This is a genomic window from Lacrimispora sp., assembly GCF_036758025.1.
Lineage (GTDB): Bacteria > Bacillota > Clostridia > Lachnospirales > Lachnospiraceae > Lacrimispora.
On record NZ_DAIOXM010000001.1, the window covers coordinates 484060 to 496246 of the forward strand.

The 12187-nt window shown below is 44.4% G+C and carries 13 protein-coding genes; all 13 read left to right on the forward strand.

Going from position 1 to position 12187, the window contains the following annotated elements; genetic code table 11:
• Nucleotides 1–167 precede the first annotated feature (167 nt).
• The 13 genes from eam (at nucleotide 168) to V7M78_RS02345 (ending at nucleotide 11750) form a co-directional block, all read left to right on the forward strand.
• Nucleotides 168–1430 (forward strand): glutamate 2,3-aminomutase, encoded by a 1263-nt coding sequence (gene eam, locus V7M78_RS02285; protein WP_333645999.1) that lies wholly within the window; start codon nucleotides 168–170, stop codon nucleotides 1428–1430.
• A gap of 97 nt (nucleotides 1431–1527) precedes the next feature.
• Nucleotides 1528–1953, forward strand: a complete 426-nt coding sequence (locus V7M78_RS02290; protein ID WP_333646001.1) for a DMT family transporter — start codon at nucleotides 1528–1530, stop codon at nucleotides 1951–1953.
• A gap of 102 nt (nucleotides 1954–2055) precedes the next feature.
• Complete coding sequence (locus tag V7M78_RS02295) at nucleotides 2056–2712, forward strand: helix-hairpin-helix domain-containing protein (RefSeq protein ID WP_333646003.1); 657 nt, start codon at nucleotides 2056–2058, stop codon at nucleotides 2710–2712.
• Between the two features lie 21 nt (nucleotides 2713–2733).
• On the forward strand, nucleotides 2734–3432 hold the full coding sequence (locus V7M78_RS02300; RefSeq protein ID WP_333646005.1) for a response regulator transcription factor: 699 nt from the start codon (nucleotides 2734–2736) through the stop codon (nucleotides 3430–3432).
• A gap of 26 nt (nucleotides 3433–3458) precedes the next feature.
• Nucleotides 3459–5315: a DUF6320 domain-containing protein gene (locus V7M78_RS02305; protein WP_333646007.1), complete on the forward strand. Its 1857-nt coding sequence runs from the start codon at nucleotides 3459–3461 to the stop codon at nucleotides 5313–5315.
• 29 nt (nucleotides 5316–5344) lie between these two features.
• The gene (locus V7M78_RS02310; protein WP_333646009.1) at nucleotides 5345–6373 is read left to right on the forward strand and encodes an alpha/beta hydrolase; all 1029 of its coding nucleotides are present in this window, start codon (nucleotides 5345–5347) and stop codon (nucleotides 6371–6373) included.
• Nucleotides 6374–6384: 11 nt separating this feature from the next.
• Nucleotides 6385–6864, forward strand: coding sequence for a 23S rRNA (pseudouridine(1915)-N(3))-methyltransferase RlmH (rlmH, locus tag V7M78_RS02315; RefSeq protein ID WP_333646011.1), 480 nt, complete (start codon nucleotides 6385–6387; stop codon nucleotides 6862–6864).
• Between the two features lie 65 nt (nucleotides 6865–6929).
• Nucleotides 6930–7469, forward strand: a complete 540-nt coding sequence (locus V7M78_RS02320; RefSeq protein WP_333646013.1) for a DUF3877 family protein — start codon at nucleotides 6930–6932, stop codon at nucleotides 7467–7469.
• Nucleotides 7470–7471: 2 nt separating this feature from the next.
• Nucleotides 7472–8134 carry a pentapeptide repeat-containing protein gene (locus V7M78_RS02325; protein ID WP_333646015.1) on the forward strand — a complete coding sequence of 221 codons (663 nt, stop codon included), beginning with the start codon at nucleotides 7472–7474 and terminating at the stop codon, nucleotides 8132–8134.
• A gap of 227 nt (nucleotides 8135–8361) precedes the next feature.
• Nucleotides 8362–8667, forward strand: a complete 306-nt coding sequence (locus V7M78_RS02330) for a CD3324 family protein (protein ID WP_333646017.1) — start codon at nucleotides 8362–8364, stop codon at nucleotides 8665–8667.
• A gap of 103 nt (nucleotides 8668–8770) precedes the next feature.
• Complete coding sequence (locus V7M78_RS02335; RefSeq protein ID WP_333646019.1) at nucleotides 8771–9397, forward strand: DUF1062 domain-containing protein; 627 nt, start codon at nucleotides 8771–8773, stop codon at nucleotides 9395–9397.
• A 74-nt stretch (nucleotides 9398–9471) separates the two neighbouring features.
• Nucleotides 9472–10020, forward strand: coding sequence for a C40 family peptidase (locus V7M78_RS02340; protein WP_333646021.1), 549 nt, complete (start codon nucleotides 9472–9474; stop codon nucleotides 10018–10020).
• A 131-nt stretch (nucleotides 10021–10151) separates the two neighbouring features.
• Entirely contained in the window at nucleotides 10152–11750 is a 1599-nt protein-coding gene (locus V7M78_RS02345) for a VanW family protein (RefSeq protein WP_333646023.1), read from the forward strand.
• Nucleotides 11751–12187: the final 437 nt, after the last annotated feature.

The window sequence follows — 12187 nt, forward strand, 5'->3', positions numbered from 1 at the left end:
AAGCGGTTCACACGTTGAATGCGCTTGTTTTTTTGTTCAGGAAAACCTTTTTCGGGAAATACAGTATTCCAATCTGAAAGGTTGACTAAGAAACAACTTGTCTGGTACAATTAAGTTGTTTCTTTGTTATTCAAAAAATATGGGGATATATTGAAAGGAGAAGGTACATGGAGAAACACACCAAAAGACAGATATCAATAGAAAGGGCACAGGAGTTAAAAGGCCGGATTGAAGACTTTCTGGAGGCAAAAAAGGAAATTCCAAAGGGGATGGACCAGGAAGAGGAAATATTAAAAAGAAAACATAGAATTTTAGAGGTGCTCAATGGTACAGAAGAGGACTGGGAAGATTACCAGTGGCAGTTGGATCACCGGATTACAGATGTGGAAACCTTAAGCAAAATCATTCATTTAAGTGAGAAAGAAAAACAACAGATAGAACGTGTTGAGAAGAAATTCCGCTGGGCCATTTCTCCATATTATTTAAGCCTGGCTGATCCTGAGGATAAGTATGATCCTATACGCCTGCTGTCCATTCCCACCTATCAGGAGCTGGAGGATATCTGCAGGGACTTAGATCCAATGGGGGAGGAATTCACCAATCCGGCAGGCTGTATCACAAGGCGGTATCCGGATCGTTTGATCATCAATGTGACCAATGAGTGCGCCATGTACTGCAGGCATTGTCAAAGAAGGAGAAATATCGGGGAACAGGATGTTCACCGGTCACAGGATCTGCTTCAGGAATCCATTGACTACGTCAGGGAAAATGAAGAAATAAGGGATGTTCTGATCACAGGAGGAGATGCCTTATGCCTTTCCGACCAGGACCTGGAATGGATCATCAAACAGCTAAAAGAAATCCCACACGTGGATTATATCCGTCTTGGAAGCAGAACCCTGGTGACCATGCCTCAGCGCATCACTGACAGCCTGTGTTCCATATTAAAAAAATATCATCCAATCTATATCAATACTCATTTTAACCACCCCATGGAAATTACCCGTACCTCAAAGGCAGCCTGTGATAAATTGGCCGATTCAGGTATTGTTTTAGGCAATCAGGCAGTGCTGTTAAATGGAATCAACAACGATAAATTTGTGATGCGGGTCTTAAACCACGAATTGTTAAAATGCAGAGTAAGGCCGTATTACATATTTCATGCGAAACACGTTCAGGGAACCAGCCATTTCAATACTTCTATTGAGGATGGGATTGAAATTATGGAATACCTGCGGGGCTATACTTCCGGCATGGCTATTCCCACATTTATTGTAAATGCCCCCAAAGGCCAGGGAAAGACTCCCATATTCCCCAACTACATTGTTTCCAGAGGGCCGGGCTATGTGAAGCTGAGAACCTGGGAGGGCAAAATCGTCCGGTATGAAGATCATCAGACAAAGGATATCCGGGAAATTCTGGATACCTGATATTTTGCAGAAAAATACTCCCCTGGAAGATCATAAGTATAAAAAAGCAAATAAAGCACAACCTAAATAAAAATCAGAATCAGGGAGGTTGTTTTTTATGACAGGTTTTATTATAGCTCTTATATCAGGAGCGCTTATGAGTATCCAGGGCGTTTTGAATACAGGTGTGACAAAACAAACCAGCATGTGGGTATCCACCGGCTGGGTTCAATTTACGGCATTTTTGACCTGCCTGGTTCTGTGGTATTTTTCAGGAAGAGAAAACGTTTCCGCTCTTTTTGAGGTGCAGCCCAAATACATGCTTCTGGGAGGTATTATCGGTGCCTTCATCACCTATACTGTAGTGAAAAGTATGGGAACCTTGGGACCTGCCAAGGCAGCTTTAATTATAGTAGTTTCCCAAATTATCGTAGCCTATGCCGTGGAAGTATTCGGATTATTCGGCGTTGAAAAAGTAGGATTTGAATGGAAAAAGCTGATCGGCGCAGTGGTGGCTGTCATCGGCATCATTATATTTAATTAATTTGGAAAATGTGCTTGTGTTTCACTATTTCTTTAGGTAGAATAGTAGCATAGGCTGAAGATGGTATCCTTTTTTGTCATTTTTTGTAAAAGGAGGGATATCATGAAATACCAAAAAATAAAAATTGCTGTCATTGTTTTCCTGGTTGTAACTGCAGGCTTGTGTTATGGTCTGAAGAGCAATTACGGAAGCAGGGAAAAGGGGCTTCTTTTAACGGAAGCCGCCTCTTTTCCGGCAGTTTCAGGTTCTGAAGAGGCCGGGGGCAGATCATTTTCTGAGTCAGAAGGAAATTCCTTTTCCGACCAGTCAGAGGAAGAGACTCTTCCTGCCTGCTATGTACATATTTGCGGTGAAGTGGCTGCTCCCGGTGTCTATGAACTGGAAGAGGGAAGCCGGGTTTTTCAGGCTGTGGAGATGGCCGGAGGCTTTACAGAAAAAGCTGCCCCGGAATACTTAAACATGGCGGAAAAGATCCATGACGGCATGAAAATCACAGTTTTAAGCCAGGAAGAAGCCAGGGCCGGAGGTACTCTTTCGGCAGTTCCCGGCGCAGCTTCCCAGCAGAAATCAAAGATAAACTTAAATACAGCAACAAAAGAACAACTGATGACCCTTCGGGGTGTAGGAGAGGCCAAGGCCGCCGATATCATAAAATACCGGGAGAGCCACGGAGGATTTCAGAAAATTGAGGATATTATGAAGATATCCGGCATCAAAGAGGCAGCATTTCAAAAAATAAAGGACGATATAACGGTTTGACATAAAGGGCAGAGGTGTAAAATGGCGAGTGTTTTAGTAGTGGATGATGAGAAATTAATTGTAAAAGGAATGAAGTTCAGCTTAGAGCAGGACGGAATGGAAGTGGATTGCGCCTACGATGGAGAGGAAGCCATTAATCTGGCAAAACAGAAGGAATACGATGTGGTTCTACTGGATGTGATGCTTCCCAAGTATGACGGCTATGAGGTATGCCAGGCTATCCGGGAGTTTTCCGAAATGCCGATCATTATGGTGACAGCCAAGGGAAATGACATGGACAAAATCCTGGGGCTGGAATACGGAGCAGACGACTATATTACAAAGCCCTTTAACATTTTAGAGGTAAAGGCCAGAATCAAGGCCATTATGCGCCGCAATGCCAAGAAGAACCGGGGAGGCCGCCAGGACGAAAACCGTGTGGTGACGGCAGGAGATTTAAAGCTTGACCGGGACAGCAGGCGGGTGTTTATCGGTGAAAAAGAAATCAATTTAACGGCAAAGGAATTTGACCTTTTAGAGCTTCTCACCTGTAATCCGGGCAAGGTTTACAGCAGGGAACAGCTTCTTACCTATGTATGGGGCAACAAGGTCATGGATTCCGGAGATGTCCGCACCGTTGACGTTCATGTAAGGCGTCTGCGTGAAAAAATCGAACCAAGTCCCAGCGATCCCAAGTATGTACACACTAAATGGGGCGTGGGATATTATTTCCGTGTATAAAAACGGGGAAAAGAGGCACTGTCAGGATGAAACGAAGCCCTCAGGGAGAGAGATGGAGAAAACTTGACAATACGGCAAAACTTTTTCCGGTCATAGCCAATGAGAATTTAAGCAATGTATTCCGGATTTCCGCATCATTAACAGAGGAAGTGGATCCGGGAACCTTGCAGCAGGCCCTGGAGGAGATCCTCCCTCAGTTCGAAAGCTTTTTGGTGAGACTGAGGAGAGGATTTTTCTGGTATTATTTTGAAAACAACAAGCGGATGCCTGTGATCGAAAGGGAGACAACCTACCCTTGCAAATACATCGACCCCCGCAGCAACCAGCTTTTTTTATTCCGGGTCAGCTATTTTGGCAGCCGGATCAATTTAGAGGTATTCCATGCGGTAACCGACGGCCTTGGTGCAGTAAATTTTTTAAAGGCCCTGGTCTACCGGTACCTGGATTTAACACGGAATTCAGGAACCGGCCGCAAGTCCCCCCAAAAAATATCATCAGATATTTCCATGAATGTGGAGGACAGCTATATACGCCATTACAAAAAGACGGTAAAGCGCAAATACAGCTCCCGGAAGGCCTATAATCTGTCCGGAGGGCGCCTTCCCCTTGATGAGGAAAACATCCTTCACGGCTATATTCCGTTAAAGGAATTAAAGACGGCCAGCAGGGCTTACGGAGTCAGCATCACCAAATTTCTGACAGCCTCCTTAATCTGGGCCATCTATCAGGAATACCTGGGAGGGAAGGCCTGTGAAAAGGCCATCGGAATCAGCATTCCCATTAACTTAAGGTCATTTTTCGGTTCAGAAACCATGGCTAATTTTTTTGCCGTGACTTTGGTGGAATTCTTATCCACCGGGGAAGAACATACCTTTGAAGAAATATTGAATGCCGTAAGCAGCCAGATGGATTTAAAAATCACCAGGGAAAAGATGGAGGAGACTATTTCTTATAATGTTTCCAATGAAAAAAAGTGGTATTTGAGGATTACTCCTCTTTTTATAAAATGGTGTGTCTTAAACCTGATTTTTTTAAGAAATGATAAGTCCTATACCATGACCTTGTCAAACATCGGCCCCATTGAGATTGATGAGGAGTACCGGGAGGAAATAGAGCGGTTTCACATGATGATCGGCGTTTCCGGCAGACAGCCCATGAAATGCGGAGTCTGCGCCTGTAAGGATGAGGTGGTAATTACCTTTTCCTCTGTGTTTCAGGACACCAGGCTTCAGGACCGTTTCTTCGGTTTCTTAAGAGAAAAGGGAATCCCGGCAGAACTGGAGAGCAACGGAGTTCCGGATAAGCGGGATGACAAGGGCATGTATCCTCAAATCCGCTATGACAGGGAGAAGTTCAAAAAACTGGCTAATATTTTCTATGGCCTGATGTTTCTGGTGGCCGCTGGTCTGGGTCTGGTCAATTACCTGGTTTATCCCGGGTCCCTGTGGTCTGTCATTGCCATTGATCTTGTGGCTTATGCGGTCCTTACCATCCGGTATTCCATACTGCGCCATTCCAATCTGGCGGGTAAGATTCTGGTTCAGACAATGGCAGCGGGAGTACTTTGGGTGATGATTGATTATTCCATGGGTTACAGCGGCTGGTCGGTGAATTACGGAATTCCCGGAACCATTCTCTTTGCAGATTTGGCGGTGGTGTTTTTAATTCTTGTGAACCGAATGAACTGGCAGAGCTACTTTATGTATCAGATCGCCATTACTGTGTTCAGCTTTATTCCTCTGATTCTCTGGGCTACAGGTTTGCTTACCAGGCCGCTTTTGGCTATTGTTACCATGGTGGTGACGGTAGCAATTCTGGCAGTTACCATTGTGCTGGGTGACCGGAGTGTGAAGACGGAGTTAAAGCGTAGGTTTCATGTGTAAAAGTCAGGGGTTTAAGGAGGGCTTTGTAAATGAGAGGAAAAAAGGTGAGTGTGCGGGGAAACCTGGTGCGGGATATGATGCAGAATGTGATGGAAACTTCGTTAAAACAGCCTATACAAACCGGAGAACTGAGAAAGAACCCGGTGGAGCCAGCCTGGGTGCGCCCGGCGGGATATGAATATGAGATTATAGAAATAGGTCATTTGAGGATGGAATACCTACGGCCGGTGGGAGTGGTGACAGGGCGGGTGATCTTACAGCTTCACGGAGGCGGATACATTGGCCCCATGAAAAACATTTACCGAAGATTTGCAGTCCGCTATTCCAAGGTGAGCTACGGAGGAGATGTGCTGACTCTGGACTACCGGGTGGCCCCGGAAAATCCCTATCCTGCGGCCCTGGAGGATGCAGTGGCTGCTTATGAGTGGCTGGTAAAAGAAAAGGGATACTGCCCTGAAAATATTGTAGTGGCAGGAGATTCGGCGGGAGGCGGTTTAGGACTGGCCTTAGGTCTTTATTTAAAGGATCAAGGCATGGCCCTTCCCAGCGGCTTTATTACCATGTCCCCCTGGACGGATTTAACCAACAGCGGAGAAAGCTATGTGTCCAACTATGAGACAGACCCTCTGTTTGGCAATTCCACCGATAATATGCTTTACAACTCCTCCTATATCGGGGAGAGCGATCCCAGGGATCCTTATATGTCTCCCTTATTCGGAGAATACGAGAATTTTTCTCCCGTGCTGATGCAGGTAGGAAGCTATGAGGTGCTTTTAAGTGACACCTTAATAGTGGCAGAAAAATTAAAAAAAGCAGGTGTAAAACGCCGCCTTTCCGTATACGAAGGGATGTTCCATGTATTCCAGATGGCCCTGGATTTAATTCCCGAAAGCCGGGAGGCATGGAACGAGGTGGAAGAATTTTTGAGGATCATCTACCATATTAATGTCAAGCCTGACGGTAAGGTGGTGCGCAAGATAAAAACAGAAAATAAAGGATTGGCGGCGGATATGATCAGACTGGTGATAGCTGCCATGAAAAAAGGACTGGACGGATAAGGGAGAATGAAATGAAGATAACCCTGGCAGCAGTGGGCAAGATCAAGGAAAAATTTTATGCTGATGCCATTGCAGAATACAGCAAACGGCTGAGTCGATACTGCAAGCTGGAAATCCTCCAGGTGGCAGATGAAAAGACTCCCGACAATGCCAGCGAAACTGTAGAGCGGCAGATTAAGGAAAAGGAAGGGGAACGGCTTCTGGCTTCCATCAAAGATGGGGCCTATGTGGTGGCTCTTGCCATAGAAGGAGAAATGCTGGACTCTGTCAAATTGTCTGAGAAAATCAACGCTCTGGGAGTGGGCGGAACCAGCCAGATCGTATTTGTGATCGGCGGTTCCTTAGGACTTTCAGATGCCGTTTTAAAACGGGCCGACTATAAACTGAGCTTTTCCCGTATGACATTTCCCCATCAGCTTATGAGGGTGATTTTATTGGAGCAGATATATAGGAGCTACCGGATTATTTACGGAGAGCCATATCATAAATGACAACAAACAGTCTGACTGGGTCAAAACAGCAGGGAATACAACGGAAATACGACTGGAGGAACGACATGGAATATGCAGATTTGGAGCGGATGCTCATCAGCTCCATAAAAGAAGTACAGATAAAATTAGGATATGAAGAAGAGGTCATAAGGTTTTATTATCCGGAAAAGGCACTGACAAAACTGCTGGGCATCAGCGGAGAATCAGACCGGGAAATCAAGCCGGCAATCGAAGGCTTTAAAAGCTATGTCAGAGAACGGTTAGGAGATATTAGAATCTTAAAGAGCCGGGAACGGTTCTGCTTTGAAATACCGCCGGAAGGAGTAAAGTATGTATGGGAAAATATAGAGGACAACGGATTTTTAAAAGAATTCATTGAAACCGTGGAAAAAACCCATACATCGCTGGAGGATATTTTAAATGTATTTCAAAAATACACTGACGGAAGGGTCTGCTGCTTAACTTCCAAGGACGAGGAATGTGACTATATCATATTTTTTGAAGATCCATCTGTTGATAACTACCGGTATTATGTAAAATTCCATGAAAATCACATCACTTACCACAGGTTTTTGTCCGATGACGCCAGAGATATGGGGTTATAGCCATGGCTGGAAAGATTCTTACTCCCATCCTTCCGAGAGAAATGGAGTGGGTTCTGGAGGATGAGACCCAACTATATAGCATAAAAGACGAAGAAGAAACGGTTAAGGATGCTCTCATTAGAAATCTCCGGGTGGAGGGAGGGGACTTTTCCTCCATGCGCTTTTCCGCGGTTATATTTGAAAACTGCATTTTTCAGGACTGCAATTTTGAAAAAGGCGAATTTGCTGATGTCATATTCCAATCCTGTGATATATCTAATTGCAGCTTTGAGAACAGCTATTTTAGCCGGGCCTTATTCCGTTCCTCCAAAGGAATGGGAGCAAAATTCTGCGGAAACACCATACTCCATACATCGGTAGAAAATTGCAATTTTAATTATGCCAATTTTGATTCCTCAAAGCTTGAGTACCTCCGCTTTTTAGAGACTCAGCTTCAAGGCAGTTCCCTGTCCCAGTGCCGGTGCAAAGCCATGGAATGGAGCCGGGCAAACCTGGAGCATGCCAGTTTTTTTCAAACTATGATGACAGGAATGGATTTTACCGACAGCACCATACACAGCCTGGTTCTTTCCGAGGACTGCCATGAAGTGAGGGGAGCAGTGGTGGATTTATACCAGGCTGCAGAGCTGGCAAAATATCTGGGTGTAGTCATAAAAAACGGGTAGATCCAGACCAGAAATGATTCTGGAACAAAAATGAGGTTTTTCCCAAAGATTTCCTATGATACAATGGAAAAAGCAGCGTTGAAACCGAACAGGTTTAAGTTAAGGAGGCGAACTATATTATGATGGAACCCGCAAAAGCCGCATAGCACAGGTTATGCAGTGAAAATAGAAAAGTAATTGTATAGCCTTTGCTATTCCGGACAGAAAAATATGTTTGGGAGGCGGCAATGCGCTATCAGAAGGCAAATGAAATTCTGCCGGAGGAACTGGTGGAATTAATTCAAAAATATGTGGATGGAGAATACGTCTACATCCCTAGAAAACAGGAAAATAAACGAACCTGGGGTGAAGGTACAGGTGCCAGAGAAGAAAGAAAAACCAGGGATTTGTCCATTTATAAGGATTACATTTCCGGTATCTGTGTAAAGCTTCTGGCAGAACAGTATTACCTGTCGGAAAAAAGCATTCAAAGGATTGTACTTCAGGAAAAGAAAAATAGAATATCAAGAAAAGGCAGCACACTGGAAAACTGATGTGCTGCCTTTTCTTTGCTTCATAAAAGAGTATGAGGTGGGAAGAAAGGGCAGGGGATGATACCGTTATTTCTGAAAAGACAGAAAAGAATGGAGATCAATCATGAGCTTACATGTTCAAAAACAATGGATCATTACCCCTTCCCGCCTTCCTTCCGTCATAAGAAGATGTCCCAAATGCGGAATGAAAACAGAATTTAAAAACAGCAGAAAATTCAGGGTCAATGCCAATGGGCGGCTTATTGATGTATGGCTGATATACCGGTGCAGCAAATGTGAGACCTCCTGGAACATGACGGTATGGGAAAGGGCGGAAGCAGGACGCCTCGATGAAGAGGAGTATAAGGGCTTTTTAAGCAATGATCCGGTCCTGATAGAAAAGTATGGAAATGACCAGGCCCTGTTTGCCAGAAACAAAGCGGAGACAATGGATGAAAGGTCGGAGTATTCTATAGAAGAAAGAGATACTCCTTTCCCTGGCAGCCTGGAATATCATATGGAGGTCCATATAAAAATTCCGGCAGGTTTTAGCTTGAGGGTGGATGCCATACTGGTCCGGCAGCTTGGAGTTTCCAGAAACAAAGTTAAAACTTGGTGTGAAAAAGGACTGGTTTTCAATCATGGGCAGCTGCTGTCTCCCAAAACCAGAGCAAAAGACGGCATGATGTTACAGATAAAAAAGGAAGTCTTGACATGCCCAACCGGCGACAGTATAATTCAAATTAAGTGAATATGTACTTAACCAATGCAAAATATATAACAGGTTTTTACCTGATAATAAATCACTCCAGGAGAAAAAAGAAAATGCACAGGAAAAAGCTGATAACAGCCTTACTTACAGGCCTGATGATTGTACTTGGAAACGGATTTTCCGCCAGAGCAGAAACAGAAATCCCAATAGTGGCTCCGCCGCCTCCTATTGAGGAATCCGCTGTCTCCGGCCCCGGAGCGAACATAAAAACTCAGCCGCCCCAAACTCCTTTTACAAATACAGTCTTAGGAGAGCAGGTAGTGGCTTATGCCAGGCAGTTTATTGGAAATCCCTATATATACGGAGGCTCCAGCCTTACGGAAGGCGCTGACTGTTCCGGTTTTGTGATGAGCATTTACCAGAACTTCGGAATCAACCTGCCAAGGACTTCCAAAGATCAGGGACTTGCAGGGATTGACATAGGTGGCTTAGAATATGCGCAGCCGGGCGATCTCATATCTTACATAGGCCATATTGGCATTTACGCAGGAAATAATCAACTGATTCATTCAAGCGGACCAGAGGATGGAATAAAAATATCCCAGGTAGATTTTATGCCGGTCCTTTCCGTCAGACGGATATTAAATGGAAATGGAGAATAAGAAATTCACAGCATCGTCGAAAAGACGGTGCTTTTTTCATTTATCCATAAAATCTCCACAATCTTCTGGTATAATTTCAGGGACCATACAATAATCAAAGGTTTACATAGAATCGGAAGGAGGGACTGATTATGAGAAACACAGACAGAGGAAGATCCAGAAAGAGGTCAAAAACTGCTTTTATAATACGCATAACGCTTTTGATTGGCTTATTTGCCATTTTAATCGTTTTATTAATGTTCTCCATTTCCAGGGGGAAGGAAAATAATAAAGGGACAGACTCAAATGCAGCAGGCCAAAGCCGTGAGCCGGATATTGAGGAAACAGTGAGGCAAATAGAAGAAGATGTATGGATAGACGACATCTCTATTACCGGATTGACAAAAGAAGAGGCCAGAAAAAAGATCCTCCAGACTTACTCCTGGGATATGAAGCTTATATACAATGATAAAATAGAGTCTTTACAATATCCCTTACAGGAAAAGGCAGACCTCCTGCTAGAACAAATCTATTCTGACTCCAAAGGCGGTGTATATACTCTGGAGTTAGACGACCTGGAGGAGCATATAAAGCCACAAGTGGAAAAAGCTGCTTCCAATTGGGACAAGCCTCCTGTAAATTCTCAATTGACAGGGCGGGATAAGAAAAATAACCAGTGGATTTACTCTGACGGGGAGTCTGGAATCGCAATAGACCGGGAAAAAGCAATCCGGGATATTATGAATCTGGTTCAGGAGAGAAAGTTTGACGAAGCAGTTCAGGTTTCGGCAAACTCCATTGCCCCCTCCACCTCATCCGCCCAGGCAAAACAGGAATACAAAGTCATAGGAAAATTTGAAACCACCGCAACCAACAACCAAAACAGAAATAATAACATTGATCTGGCTGTCCAGGCTTTGGATGGATTGGTCCTGCTTCCGGGAGAAGAGTTTTCTTTTAATAAAACTACGGGAAATCGTACTCTGGAAAGGGGATATAAGCCAGCCGGAGCTTACAGGAACGGAAAGTTTGTTGAAGAACCGGGAGGCGGTGTCTGCCAGGTTTCTTCCACTCTTTACAATGCCATGATTTTTGCCGGGATTGATGCCACAGAACGCCATGCTCACAGCTTTGAACCGTCTTACGTCACTCCTGGAGAGGATGCTATGGTCAGCTATGACGGCTACAGCGGACCAGACCTGCGTTTTGTCAATAAGGCAGATACCTCCGTTGCTATCCGTGCTGTTTTTGAAAACAGAAAAATCACCATATCCATTGTCGGAAAGCCGATTCTGGAAGAAGGCGTGACCCGGTCTATGAGATCAGAAAAGACTAAGATCTATGATCCTCCCGCACCGGAATATGAAGAAGACCAGACCTTGCAGCCAGGACAGGAAGTGGAAATAACCAAGGCAGTAAACGGTACATCCTGGAAAACCTATCTGATTATGTCAAAAGCAGGAACAGTGATCAAAGAAGAATATTTCCATACCAGCACCTATAAAGGAAAACCGGCTGTAGTGAAACGGAATACTTCAGGAGTTGTAATTCCAGGAGAAACATCACCATCACCTCAGGAATCTTCACCCCAGGAAGAAACTCCATTGCCGGAAGAAACTCTAATACCGGAAGAAACAACAGGGAGCGGAGCAGGAGACCAAGGCAGCAATGAAACAGAAGGGCAGGCAGCAGGCCCTGGAGCAGGGCCAGGAGAAAGCCAACCAGTGGAAATAGGCCCTGGAGTTTCGTAAATCTTTTGCAGTTATTGGTTTCCAGCACAACAGAGAGAACAGAATCCGGATGATTTATGCAACTGCTATGTTTTCAATATAGATATGAACAGAAAAAACGGCTGATAATTTCGCACACACAAAAGAGGTTTTATTTAGAAGAAGAGGGGACATAACCCCTCTTCTTCTGTTTCATAAGAGCCTGAAACAGAATCTATAGATGTCCCCCCGGCTTTGGCAAGTTTATGCTCCATCAACCTGACAACTTCCGCCGTGCTTACTTTTTACCCCTTTTTTCGACGGTTTATTGCTCTGCTATGTCTTATAAATATGGGAAATACAGCTCTCTTATATAGAAGGAAGATAGTAAGGTAAAAAACGTGTAAAAAAACAGTGAAAAAAGTGTTGACATTTGTCTCCTCCTTTGTTATGATATAACTCGCCGCTGAAAACGGCGG

Excerpts from the sequence above, each read along its gene's own strand:
- eam (WP_333645999.1), top strand. The coding sequence starts at position 168 with ATGGAGAAACACACCAAAAGACAGATATCAATAGAAAGGGCACAGGAG.
- V7M78_RS02290 (WP_333646001.1), top strand. The coding sequence starts at position 1,528 with ATGACAGGTTTTATTATAGCTCTTATATCAGGAGCGCTTATGAGTATC.
- V7M78_RS02295 (WP_333646003.1), top strand. The coding sequence starts at position 2,056 with ATGAAATACCAAAAAATAAAAATTGCTGTCATTGTTTTCCTGGTTGTA.
- V7M78_RS02300 (WP_333646005.1), top strand. The coding sequence starts at position 2,734 with ATGGCGAGTGTTTTAGTAGTGGATGATGAGAAATTAATTGTAAAAGGA.
- V7M78_RS02305 (WP_333646007.1), top strand. The coding sequence starts at position 3,459 with ATGAAACGAAGCCCTCAGGGAGAGAGATGGAGAAAACTTGACAATACG.
- V7M78_RS02310 (WP_333646009.1), top strand. The coding sequence starts at position 5,345 with ATGAGAGGAAAAAAGGTGAGTGTGCGGGGAAACCTGGTGCGGGATATG.
- rlmH (WP_333646011.1), top strand. The coding sequence starts at position 6,385 with ATGAAGATAACCCTGGCAGCAGTGGGCAAGATCAAGGAAAAATTTTAT.
- V7M78_RS02320 (WP_333646013.1), top strand. The coding sequence starts at position 6,930 with ATGGAATATGCAGATTTGGAGCGGATGCTCATCAGCTCCATAAAAGAA.
- V7M78_RS02325 (WP_333646015.1), top strand. The coding sequence starts at position 7,472 with ATGGCTGGAAAGATTCTTACTCCCATCCTTCCGAGAGAAATGGAGTGG.
- V7M78_RS02330 (WP_333646017.1), top strand. The coding sequence starts at position 8,362 with ATGCGCTATCAGAAGGCAAATGAAATTCTGCCGGAGGAACTGGTGGAA.
- V7M78_RS02335 (WP_333646019.1), top strand. The coding sequence starts at position 8,771 with ATGAGCTTACATGTTCAAAAACAATGGATCATTACCCCTTCCCGCCTT.
- V7M78_RS02340 (WP_333646021.1), top strand. The coding sequence starts at position 9,472 with ATGCACAGGAAAAAGCTGATAACAGCCTTACTTACAGGCCTGATGATT.
- V7M78_RS02345 (WP_333646023.1), top strand. The coding sequence starts at position 10,152 with ATGAGAAACACAGACAGAGGAAGATCCAGAAAGAGGTCAAAAACTGCT.